Source organism: Mesorhizobium sp. B2-3-4, assembly GCF_006442315.1.
Classification (GTDB): Bacteria; Pseudomonadota; Alphaproteobacteria; order Rhizobiales; family Rhizobiaceae; genus Mesorhizobium.
Map to the genome: position 1 here is coordinate 30,364 of NZ_VFVY01000022.1, position 15,378 is coordinate 45,741.

15 protein-coding genes are annotated in these 15,378 nt (G+C 60.2%); 11 read left to right on the plus strand and 4 right to left on the minus strand.

Annotated elements, in window-relative coordinates:
• The 5 genes from cyoB (at position 1) to FJ967_RS27095 (ending at position 4,596) form a co-directional block, all read left to right on the plus strand.
• Positions 1-2,004, plus strand: a complete 2,004-nt coding sequence (gene cyoB / locus FJ967_RS27075) for a cytochrome o ubiquinol oxidase subunit I (protein WP_181176158.1) — start codon at positions 1-3, stop codon at positions 2,002-2,004.
• Positions 2,001-2,678: a cytochrome (ubi)quinol oxidase subunit III gene (locus FJ967_RS27080; RefSeq protein WP_140735374.1), complete on the plus strand. Its 678-nt coding sequence runs from the start codon at positions 2,001-2,003 to the stop codon at positions 2,676-2,678. The genes cyoB and FJ967_RS27080 overlap by 4 nt, the downstream gene beginning before the upstream one ends.
• Positions 2,675-3,085 (plus strand): cytochrome o ubiquinol oxidase subunit IV, encoded by a 411-nt coding sequence (cyoD, locus tag FJ967_RS27085; protein ID WP_140735375.1) that lies wholly within the window; start codon positions 2,675-2,677, stop codon positions 3,083-3,085. Before FJ967_RS27080 ends, cyoD begins: the two co-directional genes overlap by 4 nt.
• Positions 3,086-3,719: 634 nt before the next feature.
• A complete protein-coding gene (locus FJ967_RS27090; RefSeq protein ID WP_246675398.1) occupies positions 3,720-4,346 on the plus strand; it encodes a Crp/Fnr family transcriptional regulator in 627 nt (208 codons plus the stop codon).
• 13 nt (positions 4,347-4,359) lie between these two features.
• On the plus strand, positions 4,360-4,596 hold the full coding sequence (locus FJ967_RS27095) for a hypothetical protein (RefSeq protein ID WP_140735377.1): 237 nt from the start codon (positions 4,360-4,362) through the stop codon (positions 4,594-4,596).
• A gap of 196 nt (positions 4,597-4,792) precedes the next feature.
• On the opposite strand, the gene FJ967_RS27100 is transcribed toward FJ967_RS27095, so the two are convergent.
• From FJ967_RS27100 to FJ967_RS27115, 4 genes are all read right to left on the minus strand, one after another.
• Positions 4,793-5,323, minus strand: coding sequence for a DUF1003 domain-containing protein (locus tag FJ967_RS27100; protein WP_140735378.1), 531 nt, complete (start codon positions 5,321-5,323; stop codon positions 4,793-4,795).
• 40 nt (positions 5,324-5,363) lie between these two features.
• Positions 5,364-6,386: an alpha/beta hydrolase gene (locus tag FJ967_RS27105; protein WP_246675399.1), complete on the minus strand. Its 1,023-nt coding sequence runs from the start codon at positions 6,384-6,386 to the stop codon at positions 5,364-5,366.
• A 534-nt stretch (positions 6,387-6,920) separates the two neighbouring features.
• Positions 6,921-7,115, minus strand: coding sequence for a hypothetical protein (locus FJ967_RS27110; protein WP_140735380.1), 195 nt, complete (start codon positions 7,113-7,115; stop codon positions 6,921-6,923).
• 946 nt (positions 7,116-8,061) lie between these two features.
• Positions 8,062-8,556, minus strand: a complete 495-nt coding sequence (locus FJ967_RS27115) for a metallophosphoesterase family protein (RefSeq protein WP_140735381.1) — start codon at positions 8,554-8,556, stop codon at positions 8,062-8,064.
• A 373-nt stretch (positions 8,557-8,929) separates the two neighbouring features.
• Here FJ967_RS27115 and FJ967_RS27120 point away from each other — a divergent pair, with 373 nt between their 5' ends.
• The 6 genes from FJ967_RS27120 to FJ967_RS27145 all read left to right on the plus strand — a co-directional run bounded on the left by FJ967_RS27120 (position 8,930) and on the right by FJ967_RS27145 (position 15,371).
• Positions 8,930-9,898 carry a manganese catalase family protein gene (locus FJ967_RS27120; RefSeq protein WP_140735382.1) on the plus strand — a complete coding sequence of 323 codons (969 nt, stop codon included), beginning with the start codon at positions 8,930-8,932 and terminating at the stop codon, positions 9,896-9,898.
• Between the two features lie 137 nt (positions 9,899-10,035).
• A complete protein-coding gene (locus FJ967_RS27125; protein ID WP_140735383.1) occupies positions 10,036-11,085 on the plus strand; it encodes a chemotaxis protein CheB in 1,050 nt (349 codons plus the stop codon).
• 327 nt (positions 11,086-11,412) lie between these two features.
• Complete coding sequence (locus tag FJ967_RS27130) at positions 11,413-12,117, plus strand: heme-binding protein (protein WP_140735384.1); 705 nt, start codon at positions 11,413-11,415, stop codon at positions 12,115-12,117.
• Positions 12,114-13,991, plus strand: coding sequence for a methanol/ethanol family PQQ-dependent dehydrogenase (locus tag FJ967_RS27135; RefSeq protein ID WP_140735385.1), 1,878 nt, complete (start codon positions 12,114-12,116; stop codon positions 13,989-13,991). The genes FJ967_RS27130 and FJ967_RS27135 overlap by 4 nt, the downstream gene beginning before the upstream one ends.
• The gene (locus FJ967_RS27140; RefSeq protein WP_140735386.1) at positions 13,972-14,841 is read left to right on the plus strand and encodes a substrate-binding domain-containing protein; all 870 of its coding nucleotides are present in this window, start codon (positions 13,972-13,974) and stop codon (positions 14,839-14,841) included. The genes FJ967_RS27135 and FJ967_RS27140 overlap by 20 nt, the downstream gene beginning before the upstream one ends.
• Positions 14,838-15,371, plus strand: a complete 534-nt coding sequence (locus FJ967_RS27145; RefSeq protein WP_140735387.1) for a c-type cytochrome — start codon at positions 14,838-14,840, stop codon at positions 15,369-15,371. The genes FJ967_RS27140 and FJ967_RS27145 overlap by 4 nt, the downstream gene beginning before the upstream one ends.
• Positions 15,372-15,378: the final 7 nt, after the last annotated feature.

Sequence of the window (15,378 nt, forward strand, 5' to 3'; positions counted from 1 at the left end):
ATGCTGGGCAAGCTCGATTGGTCAGCCATTCCTTTCAATCAACCCATCCCACTCGGCGCGGCACTCGGCGTCTTCCTGGCAGCAGCCGCCATGCTTGGCTGGATGACGGTGAAGGGCTACTGGCCCTATTTGTGGCGCGAGTGGATAACCTCGGTAGACCACAAGCGCATCGGCGTCATGTACATTGTTCTGGCGATGCTCATGCTTTTGCGTGGCTTCATCGATGCCATCATGATGCGCACGCAACAGGTGCTGGCGATCCACGGGCCGGGCTACCTGCCGCCGGAGCATTACGACCAGATCTTTTCCGCGCACGGCACGATAATGATCTTCTTCGCGGCGATGCCGTTTATGATCGGCCTGATGAATTTCGTCGTGCCGCTGCAGCTTGGCATACGCGATGTCGCTTTTCCGACGCTTAATTCCGTCAGCTTCTGGCTGACGGCTTCCGGAGCCCTGCTGGTCAACATCTCACTTGTGATCGGTGAGTTCGCGCGCACCGGCTGGCTGCCTTATGCCCCTTTGTCGGAAACCACCTACTCGCCGGGCGTAGGTGTCGATTATTATCTTTGGGCGATCCAGATCTCCGGCGTCGGCACACTGCTCACCGGCGTTAACCTGGTGACGACCATCCTCAAGATGCGCGCGCCGGGAATGGGCTATCTGCGAATGCCGATGTTCTGCTGGACCTCGCTCGCGTCCAACCTGCTCATTGTCGCAGCCTTCCCGATCCTTACCGCCACGCTCGCAATGCTGACGCTGGACCGGTATCTCGGCTTCCACTTCTTCACTAACGAAGCCGGCGGAAATCAGATGATGTTCGTCAACCTGATCTGGGCGTGGGGCCATCCCGAGGTATATATCCTGGTGCTTCCTGCCTTCGGTATCTATTCCGAGGTCTTTTCGACGTTCTCGTCAAAGCCGCTGTTCGGATACCGTTCGATGGTCGCGGCCACGATGTTTATCTGCATCGTCTCGTTCATGGTCTGGCTGCACCATTTCTTCACCATGGGCGCAGGAGCGGACGTCAATGCCGCCTTCGGCATCGCCACGTCGGTCATCGCGGTCGGTACGGGCGTGAAGATCTACAATTGGCTCTTCACCATGTATGGCGGGCGCGTTCGCTTCGACACGCCGATGCTTTGGGCCCTGGCGTTCGTGACCACCTTCACGGTCGGCGGAATGACCGGGGTCCTGCTTGCCGTCCCACCTGCCGACTTCGTGCTGCACAACTCCCTTTTCCTCGTTGCGCATTTCCACAACGTCATCATTTCGGGCGTGCTGTTTGGCGCTTTCGCCGGCTTCACCTACTGGTTTCCCAAGGCGTTTGGCTTCCGGTTGCATGAAGGCTGGGGAAAAGCGGCATTTTGGGTCACCTTGGCCGGCTACATTCTGGTCTTCGTCCCACTCTACATCGTCGGTCTGCTGGGAATGACACGGCGCCTGCAACATATCGACATGGATCTTTGGGCGCCGTGGCTAAGGGTGGCCGCGTTTGGCGTTCTGGTGATGATCGCCGGCGCCGCACTGCAGATCACACAGCTTCTCGTTTCGATTCGGCGTCGCGACAAGCTTCGCGATGAGACAGGCGACCCCTGGGATGGACGTTCGCTTGAGTGGTCGACATCATCCCCTCCCCCCGTCTTCAACTATGCTCGGCTGCCTCACGTCGAAGGCGAAGAGCCCTACTGGCGCATCAAGCAACGGGCTAGTGAGGAGCATAGTCCCGACAGGGGTGAAGCATACGAGCCGATCGAGATGCCGCGCAACAGCCCGACTGGCTTCGTCACCGCCTTCTTCAGCACACTCATCGGCTTCGCGCTGATTTGGCACATATGGTGGCTGGCGGTTGTCGGCTTCATCGGCGCATACGCGACCTTCGTCATCTTCGCCTGGCGCGATCACGGGGACTATGAAATCCCCGCCAACGAGGTTGCGCGCATCGATCACGACCACATGGCAGCGCGGTCTACCTTGCTGCGGAGTCGGGAGCGCCCGGCATGACCAATCACGCGTTCTCCAGCGACATCAGCCCCGCCAGCCAGACACTCGACCCACACGAGCTTGGCGGGCATGCCGCAAGATCCGCAACCGGCCATGGAGAAGGCGGCCCGGCCTCGAAGTTCGTCACCGTCGCCTATGGATTCTGGATCTTTCTCCTGTCCGACATCATCATGTTCTCGGCGCTCTTCGCCGCCTACGCCGTGCTGGCCAAGGCGACCGCAGGCGGTCCGACCGGCAAGGACCTGTTCGAGCCCGCACGCGTTGCGGTTCAGACGGGCCTTCTGCTCACTTCGAGCTTCACCGGTGGCCTGGCGACGCTCGCGGCCTACCGCAGATCGATGGCTGCCACGCAGCTTTGGCTATTCGTCACGGGCCTGCTCGGGGCGGCCTTTCTGTTTCTGGAGATGCAGGAGTTCGCGGTGATGATCGGCCTTCAGGCTGGCCCATCGCGCAGCGCATTTCTTTCAGCCTTCTTCGCGCTCGTCGGTTGCCACGGCGCCCATGTCAGTCTGGGCCTGCTCTGGCTAGGCACCATGATGGCGCAGCTGTGGGTGAAAGGCTTTCGGGCAGACATTTTGCGGCGCCTCCACTGCTTCGGGCTCTTCTGGCACGCGCTCGACATAATTTGGGTTGCCATCTTCACTCTGGTCTATCTGCTGGGAGCATCGTCATGACCAAGATCGCGAGCAAGACGGGCGAGATAAAAGACCGCCGCGATTCAGCACCGGGCGAGGAACGCATAACCGAAAACGAACTGGCCGGCGGCCTTGCGGGCTACCTGCTTGGCTTCGGCCTCGCGATCCTGCTCACCATTGCGTCGTTCCTGGCGGCTCGAACCGACCTGATTTACCAGCCGGCGGTCGTCTCGGCCCTGGTGGTGCTCGCTGTTGCGCAGATGGGTGTGCATCTTGTCTTCTTTCTGCACCTGACCACCGGGCCGGACAACACCAACAACATCCTGGCCCTGGCCTTCGGCGTGTTGATTGTGGCGCTAGTGGTTCTGGGCTCGATCTGGATCATGGCTCACCTGGATGAGAACATGGTTGTCATGACGCCCCACCAAGCCGGAACCATGCCTTAAATCGCATGCAGCAAAGGCAGTCATGTGGATGATGTGCTTGTGCGACTGACTGCCCCCCATTTCGCCGGCCACCGGTGCCGCGATTGCTGAAGATGCGGGACTCTAGCGCAAACCCGCTATCATCCGTGTGATCGATTTGTCCGACACCCCGTCCGCGAGAAATGCCTATTCACTGAAACCTAACCGGGAGAACTTCAGTGCAGCGACCGCGTTCCTGGCGGCGCGCATTATAGTGTTCCAGGGCCGGGCACCCGGTGCGCGGCCTTGATGCCTTGCTGCCCTAAAAGACTGCTGCTGTTATTCCCGATACCTTAAATCAAGCTCGACGCCGGTAGAACGCTCTATGCGTGGGATCATGCCGCGCGGTGGCCCTCCACCGCCGTCAATATGTAGCGCATTCCGAATTGCCGAAGCGAAGATAACCACGCGAGGTTGATCGTTTCGGAATCCCCTTTGCGGCCCGCCGGGAACTTTTGGCGCAAATAATAGTTCGGTCACCAACATCAGCTAGGTAGTCAATTTGTCTCCCACCTCATCCTCGGATGTACTCATTCGCAAGCTTCAGACCATCTCGGATCTTCGAGAGGCCGATAGCGGCGTTCTGAGAGGTATACCGATCCAGGAGAGGGAATATTTGGCCAACCACGATCTGGTGCGCGAGGGCGACCGTCCTGTGTACTCGTTTGTTGTTCTGGATGGCCTGGTTGGCTCCACCAAACATACGGGCGAAGGCAAGCGACAAATCACCTCCTTCTTCGTGGCGGGCGACATTCCTGATCTGCATGGGCTGCATCTGGCGGTTATGGACTGTAACTTCACGACCCTTACGCCGGCTCGAATAGGCTTCATGCGGCACGACACTCTGCGCAGCATTTGCGATCAGCACCCCCGCATTGCCACCTCTTTTTGGAGGTCGACGTTGATAGATGCAGCGATATACAGGGAGTGGGTCACCAATGTGGGAAGACGTGAGGCCTATACCCGCATGGCTCACATTCTGTGCGAACTGATTTTTCGCTTGCGCTCCGTCGGGCGCATTCAGGATCACGTAGCGGATCTTCCCATCACTCAGGCAGCCCTGGGCGATGCATTGGGTCTGTCTACGGTCCACGTCAACCGGATGCTCCAGGAACTACGACGAAGCGGCCTCATCGCTACCTCAGGATCAAAAGTGCATGCCATGGACTGGGCCGGCCTCACTCACGCAGGAGATTTCGACGCCACCTACCTGCATCAACGTAACCTCGCGGATCAGTGGTGACGGAAGCCCTCCGATGGCACGATTTTACTTTGACAGCGGCGATCGCGATCTGACCTTCGAAGACGAAATAGGCGTCGAATGCGCCGGCCTGGCAGAGGTCCGCCGCGCGGGATTCGAAGGCCTTATCGACCTTACGAGGGAGTCACTGAAAAGCGTCGATGGCCAGCAATTGTTTGTCGAAGTGCGTGATGAAAATGGCGACAAGATTATGCGGTTGAGCCTCTTACTCCGAGTCAAGTTGTTGAAGTAGATTGAACTCTAAGCTCACCGTCAGGCCGAGCGGGTTAAGACTGCACACATCCGCTGCGGGCAAAGTCTGCAGTTGCTTCGACAGCTTGGTGCCATGATAAGGATGGCGATTGACGGCCTACAGCAGCCGTAGCGAATGTTCTTCAGCTGTACGCTCGTGTTGTACGCTGCGTCGGCTCGTCGGCGCGGTCTTTCGATCAAGCTTCCTCCTGATCTTCAGAAGCCTGCTGAATTTGCGTCATCACCTTTCGGGGATCGACATTCTCGGCCAGTTGCGGCAGCTCTTTGTCGGCCGGGGTGGAGACATTCAGACGCGCTGCCAAGGCTGCCACCATCTCGATCAGCCGGGTGGTTTCATGTTCGTTAAGAAGGCTGATCTGCAAATCCAGTTCCGCTCGACGCTCGCTGTGTTCGGCCATTCTGTTTTGATTGATCAGCACAAAAGTAGACAGGAAGATTGCCTCGACCGAAGCAACCATGGCGAGGATCACGAAAGTTGGGTCCCAAGCTGGGATGGTTGGTATCGCGCCAAGGTTCGCGAAGATCCAAACGACAAGAATTGCAAGATGCAGATAAATGAAAGTCATGCTTCCCGCGAAGCGCGAAATGACGCCGGCAATCCGCTCCTCAACGCCTTGGCGCTCCTCGTATTGTCGCCTGTGCTCGACCAGGGACTGTATGTTCTGGTGGAGCACCGACTGCATGTCGGCTGGACGATGGTCGCTCATTTTGAGAGCCCCGTTTGAACCACGACTCGTCCATGCGGCGTCACTTGTCGCCCGCCTGGAACGTTTGCGCAGCTGGACCTGGCTCGAACTCGTCGGCACGCGGCTCATGTCGCCGCCGATGGGTCGATTGGAAAGAGGCATGCCGTGCTGCAATCGTGTGCACCATGCCGACCACTGCTTGTGGGGCGCTCTGATGAACCATATGGCCGGCGCCCGGAACCACCTCAAGGAGAGACCTGCCAACTTCAGCGTGCAGCCGCCGTGCGTCCCCTTCCGCATCGAACAACCGGTCTCCAGATCCCGCCATAATGCCGGTTGGTACGGAGATGTCCTTATAGGTGGCCTTCCTCCACAGGGCCGCGGCCAGCATCGATGCCGACTCTGAACAAACCGCCCGCAGTTGGGAAGGGCGGCTGGCGAAATCCTTAGCGAATGCAGCGAAGTCGCTGGCGATCACGGCGGGTTGAAAGATCTTCTTCATTGCCCACGGCCAGGCAAGCCTCACAAGCAGCGGCAGCAAGGTATGGCGAAAGGCAGTGCCGATCACCGGCAATGCCGGTAGCGCGGCAAGTGCAAGATCCACCCGCGGTGGCGGATAGTAATAACCTGACACGAGCACAATGCCAGCGACCGATGAGGAATGCCTGCGCGCCAGCTCGAGGGCGATCCAGGCTCCCCAAGAGTGTCCAAGGACGAGATATTTCTTTATACCAAGTCTGCCGGCGGCGGCATGTATGAGGTCGGCTTGGTCGCAAGCGGACCAGTGCCGTCCGCGCGGTCGTGAGCTTCGTCCAAATCCGGGACGGTCAAATGCGAGGACCCGATAGGTCTTTGCCGCCTCATCGAAAACGCCGCTCGACTTGAAATCCTCCGCCATGGATCCATTGCCATGCAGGAGAAGCAGCGGCATGCCGCTGCCCGATTCGATAAAATGCAGGCGCAGGCCGTCGATCTTCATCACACGTCCGCATGCCCGGCTGACAATCGCACGTCTGGCGCGGATGGCGTTGTATCCCGCCAGTGCCGCCGATGCGGCGAGAAACAACACGGTTGCGAGTTTCAATCCGTCTCTGTCCAAGGCCATGCGTGTGCCTTTATAGCAGTTTGCGTGACCCCAACTTTTGGGGTCACAGCTTGTTCCGCCAGATAAAGGCAACTCTGTATGGTCGTTTCGAACTGCGTGGAAAGTACGCTCTCCATGGACATGGTAGCAGCGATGCAGTCTGTCCGGAGGCAACGGAGGCGCGGAGTGGGTGCAGAGACGGGGGAAGGCAAGCGGTGAAGTGCCAGCTTAACCAGCTTGAGGGAGCGACGAGATAACACGCCTCGTCCTAATTTTTGTCACCCAACTGGTCGGGTCCGCGCCATAGGCAATTCCATCAAGCACGGCCCTCCTTAAACGACGCTCTTCGCCTCCCTGACGGAGCCACGTCCATGTCAGCGAAGATTGCAGGCTTCGGCAAGCCTTCGATGAACTCGAAGCGAAATTTCGGCATCGATTCCTCCCGTGAGTGGCGCCAGCGGACGCCCATTGCGAGCTCAATGATAGCGTCTCGAAAAGGATGCAGCGACTTCGAGCCCGCCTGACCGTCAAGCGTCAGGCAGCGCTGCTGCCTTCCAATGTCCAATCGGCTTTCCAACGTGCGCGCACGGCAATCATCAGCATGGCCGCTTCCGTAATCCCGTTCTGGAAGAGCCTAACCAGCTCTCTCGCGATGGAATTGGCTGCGGCGCTGTCCGGTACAACTGGGTAGAGAGCTTCCGTCTGCATGAGAATGGGTCGGTCAAACATCAAGCGTCTCCGGGTGAGAGTGCGATTGGCACGGAACCAGCGGAGCTCGTTAAAATGCCCTGCTGATTTCGCCTTATGGCCCCGGCGCAGCAACCTGTCATTAACCTATGACGGACCGGCGTGGCCGGTCCGCCAAGAAACCTGCTGCGCCGCCGGAAACTCCTGGCCGCGGACTGCATTTGAGTCCGGGCACGCGGGGGCGATATGCGGGCCAATTTACACAAATGGCAGATTACTGACCCTACGGGTGGCCTAGGCAGCCGCCGGATTGCTGGGAAACCCTTTTGGCATCAGCCGAGCCGGATACGGCACGTTCGATGTAGAAAATGAAACTTTCGCCGTCTAAAGAGATTGGAATCCGTCAAGCATCAAAAAAACTACGGCTCGATATCGAAGACTTGAAGCGAGGCGTCACCGTAGTTTTCGGGGATGCCGAGCCTGGCGCGAACCAGCGGCCATGCAGATGCACCCATCAATGCCCCATCTTTCATCAACATGCATGTTACCGAGCATGGCGGTTTGGTGGCGCTGCTGTACCTGAGCCACTCCTCGCCCAGACCTTGGGCGACAGTAGCCCTCATTTCGGAAGTGGCGGACCGGGCGCGTACCGCGATAAAGAGACTTCGGAGCGAGGAGGCTCTTGGCTATTCCGCGTTGAAATGCAAGGGTCACGCGACGGGCTGTTGGCCATCGAAAGCGGGCAAGTGTCCGCGCTTCTGTTCACCGATGTGTTATGCCGGAGATGTCGGGTCGGAAGTTGGTGGACCGCGTCAAGGCAATGCACCCGTCGCTCATGTGCTCAATACCACCGGCTATTCGCGAAACGCGGTCCGTAACGGCACGCTCGATTTCGGAACGGGAGTTTTGACCAAGCCATCCGCAAGGTGGTGGATCGAAAGTAAATGGGCGACGGCCAGCGGTGCTCACCCACCGTCCCTCCCCCACTTCAGCCGCGGCGCTTGCCGAGCAAGGTGTGCAGGGAAACGGGCCGGAAGCCCCAGCTATCGACACCGACATCGTATTGACGCGTCAGCGGCTTTAATTTGCCGTGCGAATGGCCGTGCAGGTTTATCGATTTCTTGCCCATCCGGTTCCACGTACGAAACGGATAGTGGCATAACACGATGAGCTGATCCTCCTGCATCAGCTCCCTATAGGGCTGGACGCTGTTCCACCCGTGTGCAGCCGTTGTTTCGAAAGCATCATTGTTGCCGACGATGAGGTTCTTGCAGCCCTTCAGGCGTGCCAGCAGTGCTTCGACGCTCGACTTGCCGAGGCGCGCGAAATCGCCCAGGTGCCAGATTTCATCCTCGGGGCTGATAGTTTCATTCCACCGCGTGATCAGCGCTTCATCGTGCTCCGTCAGCGATCCGAACGGCCGGCGATCGATCCTGAGAATACGCGGATCGTTGAAATGCGTATCGCTCGTAAAGAAGACCATTGCCGTCGCACACTCCCGGCTTGAGACCGTAAGGGATCGTTCTCGGTGACGCCTCCGACTTTACCCTGGCTGCCTTGACATGCCAACGATGCCGCCGCCGGTGAGACCGCATTGCCGTGCCGCCCGGCGATTTCGCGTTGCCGCCCCTGATCTTTTTCAACGGTTCAAGGACGAAAGCTGCCGTCACGGCGCTTGATAGTGTGACGGCACCATTGAAGGTTTGGGCGCGCCTACATCGACTTAGGCTATGGGAAGGGTCGATGGCACCATTGGCCGGGATCGATCATCAAAAAAGAAAAGGGCCGAGGCTCGGCCGCCGAATGGAACAATCAAGTTGCGGGGAGGTTCGGGCGGTATAACCGGAGGAATGCCAATGTTCATGCACAACAAGCGTCTGCAATACACCGTTCGCGTCTCGGAGCCCAATCCTCGCCTCGCCTGCATGATCATGGAACAGTTCGGCGGCGCCGATGGTGAGCTTGCCGCGGCAATGCGCTATTTCACGCAGGGGCTCGGCGAGGATGATCTTGGCCGTCGCGACATGCTGCTCGACATTGCGACCGAAGAACTCAGCCACCTCGAAGTGGTGGGATCTATCGTCACCATGCTCAACAAGGGGCTCAAGGCACAACTTGCCGAGGGTCAAATGAAAGAAGCCGACCTTTACCTGATGATCGGCGCCAGCGGTACGACAGCCAAGGAGTCGATTTTGTTCGGCGGCGCTCCCGCGCTGTGCGATTCGGCCGGCGTTCCCTGGACAGCCGCCTATGTCGACTCGCGCGGCGAACCGACGGTGGATCTGCGATCGAATATCGCCGCCGAAGCGCGCGCCAAGATCGTCTACGAACGCCTCATCAACATCACCGACGACCCGGGCATCAAGGACGCGCTCGGCTTCCTGATGACGCGCGAGATCGCTCACCAGAAATCGTTCGAGAAAGCACTCTACGCGATCGAAAACAATTTCCCGTCAGGCAAGCTCCCGGGCATCGAGAAGTATGCCAGCATGTACGTCAACACCTCTCAAGGTGACGGCGATGTCACTGGCCCATGGAACTCCGGAGAAGAGTGGGATCGAATCGATGACCTTGAACAGGTGATGCCTGTCGACGGCGGAGACGGCTTGGCAACTGTGAAGCTGGGCGCCAAAGACATGAAGGTGGTGGCCAAGATGGCCGAGCGTACTCTTTCCGATCCGGCTTCCGATCCGACCACAGGCGCTGATCTCGGTGCGGGGCCGGGAGCCGGCCGTACCAAGAACGCGGATTTTGGCGGCGCGGCAAGCATCGAGGAGGCCCCTGCTATGGCGGAGGCTGCAGCCAAACGCACATCTAAGCGTTAGTTCACAGCCGAACGCCGTTCGGGAGCAGCGACGTTCTGGGACGAGTCTGGGAGCTGACGGCGAAGGCAGGGCATCCGACCAGCACTGGACCAGCCGGAGCGCTCGCATCGACATGTTTGTGAATGGGTGAAGCACACATGGCCACCTCCGCACCACGACCAGACTGGCAGCGTGCAGAGCAGCTGGAGAGGGTCCCGCCCCACGGTTGCGAGAACCGGTGCATTGTTGCAATCGGGGCCTCGGCCGGGGGCGTCGACGCGCTGAAGAGACTTGTGCGGGATATTTCTCCGGATATTCCAGCGGGCCTCCTCATCGTACAGCATGTCGGCCCCACGAGTTACCTCGGCGACATTCTTGGCCGCGCTGCCAACATGCCCGTAGCGAATGCCGCCAGCGGCATGAAGGTTGAAAACGGGCACATCTTCGTTACACCGCCCGGAGCTCACTTGCTTTTACACGACGATCACATGCTGCTGCGACGCGGGCCGCGGGAGAATCTGGCGCGCCCCGCCGTCGATCCCCTCTTCCGATCAGCGGCCTGCAGCTTTGGCGGCAGCGTGATCGGGGTCGTGCTAACAGGCAGCCTCTCCGACGGCACCGCCGGCCTCCGCGCCATCAAGATTTGCGGCGGCGTCAGCGTGGTCCAAGATCCCGACGACGCTGCAGTCCCCGACATGCCGCTGAGCGCCCTGCAGAATGTGGAAGTCGACCATTGCGTGCCCCTGTCCGAAATGGCTGGCCTGTTACACAGGCTCGCTTCCGAAATGGCAGGGCCGACACCAGAAATCCCGTCTGTCATCCGCCTCGAGGCTGCGATTGCTGCTCAGGAGCACGGCACAATGGAACAGACAAAAGGCCAGCTTGGCACCGCATCACCATTTGTCTGCCCCGAATGTCACGGACCACTTTGGGAGATCGAAGACGGGCCTATCACCCGTTACCGTTGTCACACCGGACATGCGTTCGGAGCAGACGTTTTGATGCAGGCTCAGGCGGACGATGCGGAGCAGGCTCTTTGGAGCCTTCTAAGAGCCCACCAGCAGCGAGCCGAGTTGGCGAAACGGATGGCAAAACGCGAGGCTGCTCGAGAAAGACACAGCTTGGCCAGCCAAATGGCAGCGCGAGCTGCAGAATATGAAGCCGACGCGAAACTTATTGAAGAGATCATCCATCGTCGAACGCCGTGACACGGCAACCGCGTTGTCAGGGAGAGGCGAGTGCGTCCGTGCAATCAGGTCGCGTCGCTTCACTGGGCCTGGGCATTGATGGCTAGCTCCCAATCCTTGATGCAACATCAGCCTTCAAATCCAACTGCGCGAATTTTCCCCAAAGCAGGAACATAGAAGCTTGATGCGAGTTAGGTCGCATCTGGACTCATCCTCGCATGCTCCGGTCTGCCAGGATGCTCTTTGGTGTTAGAACGAATGCTCAGGACAATGTATCGCTCTCAGCTTTTCGTGCCTCTCCTTGCTCTGCTGTTGCTGCTGGGTGGCCTCTTCCATGAGGACAGGGCCATGGCGCAGCAGCCCTGCCCTGCCGATCACGACAAGCTGCTTGCAGTCCTGAAGGCCAATGTGAAGGCAAGCGGCGGCCCAGCCAATGGCGGATTTGAAACCAACGAATGGGCAGCCATCGTTGGCCGCGACGGTACCGTCTGCGCGGTTGCGTTCAGTGGCCCTACCGCCGACTCGCAATGGCCGGGGAGCCGCCTCATTGCAGCGGAGAAAGCCAACACGGCCAACGGTCTCAGCCTGGCCGAGATGGCCCTGTCCACGGCCAATCTCTATGCGGGGGTGCAGCCGGGCGGGCCACTATTCGGCTTGCAGGAGACCAATCCGGTCAACCAGGCCGCAGCTTATGTGGGCGATCCCAAAACGTTTGGAAGCGCAAGCGATCCGCTGGTCGGCAAGCCGATAGGCGGCGTGGTGGTGTTTGGGGGCGGGCTCGCCCTCTACGACGGCAAGAGCATCGTCGGCGGCCTTGGCGTTTCAGGCGATTCCTCATGCGCCGATCACAATGTCGCCTGGCGGATCCGCGCGGCGCTCGGCTTCGACAAGGTCCCGGCAGGCGTCAATCCAAATCGCAAGGATGCCATTGTCTACGATCTGGACCCCGGCGGCAAAAGCGCTTCGGGCTGGGGGCATCCGCTTTGCGCCGGAACGGAGGCCGACATCGCGGCCGAACTCGGCGCCGGCGTGGGAGGCTCGATCAATAAATGAAAGCTGTGCCGCAATTGGCATTAACGCGCGTTGACGCAGAACGACATACCCGCAAATTTGCAGCTGGGAATTCCTTTCGCGCTATCCTTTTGGTGACGCTGTTCGCCTGCCTGCCCCTTCTGGGCGCTGCCTCGGAGCCACCTAATCCTGTAGCGATCGTACCGCCCGCGGCAGCCTCGCCACCCGATGACGGTCAATGGACAATGCCGGCCAAGAACTACGCGTCGACGCGCTTCAGCGAACTCTCCGAGATCAATGACGGCAACGTTAAGAACCTGCAGGTGGCGTTCACGTTCTCGACAGGCGTGAACAAGGGCCAGGAAGCAGCGCCGCTGGTCGTCGGCAACACGATGTATATCGTCACGCCCTTTCCCAACTTCGTCTACGCGCTCGATCTCTCCAAGCCCGGCGCCCCGATGAAGTGGAAGTACGAACCCAATCCCGAGCCGGCGGCACAGGGGGTGGCCTGCTGCGACGTGGTCACTCGGGGAGCAGCTTTCGCCGACGGGCGCATTTTTTTCAACACGCTGGACGGGCACACGATTGCCCTCGACGCGAACACGGGCAAGCCGATCTGGAACGCCCATATCGGCAACATCAATATCGGCGAGACCATCACCATGGCGCCGCTTGTGGTGAAAGGCAAAGTGCTGGTCGGCAATTCCGGCGGCGAAATGGGTGTTCGAGGCTGGGTCAAGGCGCTCGACGCCGGCGACGGTCATGTCGTCTGGACCGCGTACGGCACCGGCCCTGACAAGGACGTGCTGATCGGGCCGGACTTCAAGCCGTATTACGACATGGACAAAGGCAAGGATCTTGGCGTCACCACGTGGCCGCCGGAAGCTTGGAAGATCGGCGGCGGCAACATGTGGGGCTGGATTTCCTATGATCCCGATCTGAACCTGATCTTCCACGGCACCGGCAATCCCGGACCATGGAATCCGGATTTGCGGCCGGGGGACAACAAATGGACTTCTGGCATCTTCGCACGCGATCCCGACACCGGGGCGGCGAAATGGTTTTATCAGTGGAGCCCGCATGACCTCCACGACTATGACGGCATCAACGAGCAAATCCTGCTCGACATGACCTGGCAGGGCAAGCCGCGCAAGGTGCTGGCCCGGCCGGAGCGCAATGGCTATCTTTACATCCTCGACCGAACCACCGGCGAGGTCCTGTCGGCAAAACCCTTTGGTCCGGTCAATTCCAGCAAAGGTGTGGATCTTAAAACCGGCCGTCTGATCGAAAACCCCGACAAGAAGACGGGCACTGGCAAAGTCGTACGCGATATCTGCCCGACCGCATCGGGGCTCAAGGACTGGCAGCCTTCCGCATTCTCGCCGAAGACCGGCCTGCTCTACATCCCGCACAACAATCTATGCATGGATGAAGAAGGCGTCGAGGTGAACTACATTGCCGGCACACCCTACGTCGGGATGAACGTCCGCATGATCCCAGGGCCAGGCGGCAATCGCGGTGCCTTCACAGCCTGGGACATCGCCGCGGAGAAACCGGCCTGGAGTTTGAAAGAGAACTTTCCGGTTTGGAGCGGCGCTGTGGTGACCGCCGGCGACGTCGTCTTCTACGGCACGATGGAAGGCTGGTTCAAGGCGGTGAGCGCCAGGACCGGCGATCTGCTTTGGGAGTTCAAGACCTCGTCCGGGATCATCGGCCAGCCCATCACCTATCGCGGTCCTGATGGGCACCAATATGTCGCCATCCTCTCAGGCGTCGGCGGCTGGGCCGGCGCCATTGTATCGGGCGATCTTGACCCGCGTGACGCCACCGCCGCGCTCGGTTTCGTCAATGCCATGAAGGATCTGAAGAACGCGACAACCGCGGGAGGCACGCTTTATGTGTTCCGGCTGCCTTGATGGATTGGACCTGGCCGTGCGCCTGGCGCGCAAGGCGTTTCAATGGTTGGCGATCGGCGTGGCCGCGATTGCCTTCGTGTTCTTGACGGCGACAGCCGACGCACGAGAGTTGAGGGTCTGCGCCGACCCGAACAACATGCCGTTCTCCAACGCGGCCGGTCAGGGCTTCGAGAACAGGATCGCGGAAATCGTCGCCTCGGATCTTGGCGCCAAGCTGACCTATACCTGGTGGGCGCAGCGCCGCGGCTTCGTGCGCAACACACTGAAGGCAGGCCTCTGCGATCTCGTGCCCGGCACGCCGGCCAATCTCGAAATGCTGCGCACCACCACTCCCTATTACCGCTCGTCTTATGTCTTCGTCACCCGCAAGGACGGCCCCGACGTGTCATCCTTCAACGATCCGCGGCTGCGCGACATGCGGATCGGTGTCCAGCTTATCGGCGACGACGGCGCCAATTCGCCTCCGGTCCAGGCGCTTGGTCGCCGCGGCATCGTGGGGCACCTCGTTGGCTACCCCGTCTATGGCGATTACTCCGCCCCCAACCCGCCGGCGCGCATCGTCGAAGCGGTGGCGAGTGGCGAGATCGACCTTGCGGTGGTCTGGGGCCCGCTCGCCGGCTACTTCGCCGCCAAGCAGAAGGTGCCGCTCCGCATCACCCCGGTTGCACCTCGCATCGATGGCCCGCAATTGCCGATGATCTACGACATCTCGATGGGCGTGCGGCGCGAGGACGACGCGCTGCGCGGCGATGTCAACGGCGCGCTGTCCAGGCACAAGAGCGAGATAGACGCGTTGCTGGCACAGTATGGCGTGCTGCGCCTCGACTCCCCCGGGAGCCCGGTGCGATGAGAGCCGCGGTCGCCATGCTCCTGTTTCCAATACTGGTGCTCGCGGCCTGCCAGCGCGAGGAGCGCGACACGCGCCCGCAATCGGCGCTCGGGTCGGGCGAGCAGCCGACGCCTGTGACCACTCTGGAGCCCGGCGGACAGCGGGCCTCCGCCAGCGACAACAAGGCGGCGAGCTTCGAGGCCAACGCCTTCCATATGAGCGAGGGGAAACGGCTTTTCGGCTGGTTCAACTGCTCGGGATGCCACGCCAATGGCGGCGGCGGCATGGGGCCGGCGCTGATGGACGAGAAATGGATCTATGGCAGCTCGATGGAAAGCATCCATGCCACGATCCGCGACGGTCGGCCGAACGGCATGCCGAGATTCGGCGACAAGATCCCCGACGACCAGATCTGGGAGCTTGCCGCTTTCGTGCGCTCGCTGGGCGGCAACGCGCCGTCATCCGCCGCCCCACAGCGCAATGACGACATGATGGTGCATCCTTCGGAAAACCGCCTGCCGGACGCCGCAACGCTGGGGAAGTCGCCGTGACACGGGT

Coding starts and splice junctions, on each gene's coding strand:
- cyoB (WP_181176158.1), top strand. CDS start 1: ATGCTGGGCAAGCTCGATTGGTCAGCCATTCCTTTCAATCAACCCATC.
- FJ967_RS27080 (WP_140735374.1), top strand. CDS start 2,001: ATGACCAATCACGCGTTCTCCAGCGACATCAGCCCCGCCAGCCAGACA.
- cyoD (WP_140735375.1), top strand. CDS start 2,675: ATGACCAAGATCGCGAGCAAGACGGGCGAGATAAAAGACCGCCGCGAT.
- FJ967_RS27095 (WP_140735377.1), top strand. CDS start 4,360: ATGGCACGATTTTACTTTGACAGCGGCGATCGCGATCTGACCTTCGAA.
- FJ967_RS27100 (WP_140735378.1), bottom strand. CDS start 5,323: ATGAGCGACCATCGTCCAGCCGACATGCAGTCGGTGCTCCACCAGAAC.
- FJ967_RS27110 (WP_140735380.1), bottom strand. CDS start 7,115: ATGTTTGACCGACCCATTCTCATGCAGACGGAAGCTCTCTACCCAGTT.
- FJ967_RS27115 (WP_140735381.1), bottom strand. CDS start 8,556: ATGGTCTTCTTTACGAGCGATACGCATTTCAACGATCCGCGTATTCTC.
- FJ967_RS27120 (WP_140735382.1), top strand. CDS start 8,930: ATGTTCATGCACAACAAGCGTCTGCAATACACCGTTCGCGTCTCGGAG.
- FJ967_RS27125 (WP_140735383.1), top strand. CDS start 10,036: ATGGCCACCTCCGCACCACGACCAGACTGGCAGCGTGCAGAGCAGCTG.
- FJ967_RS27130 (WP_140735384.1), top strand. CDS start 11,413: ATGGCGCAGCAGCCCTGCCCTGCCGATCACGACAAGCTGCTTGCAGTC.
- FJ967_RS27135 (WP_140735385.1), top strand. CDS start 12,114: ATGAAAGCTGTGCCGCAATTGGCATTAACGCGCGTTGACGCAGAACGA.
- FJ967_RS27140 (WP_140735386.1), top strand. CDS start 13,972: ATGTGTTCCGGCTGCCTTGATGGATTGGACCTGGCCGTGCGCCTGGCG.
- FJ967_RS27145 (WP_140735387.1), top strand. CDS start 14,838: ATGAGAGCCGCGGTCGCCATGCTCCTGTTTCCAATACTGGTGCTCGCG.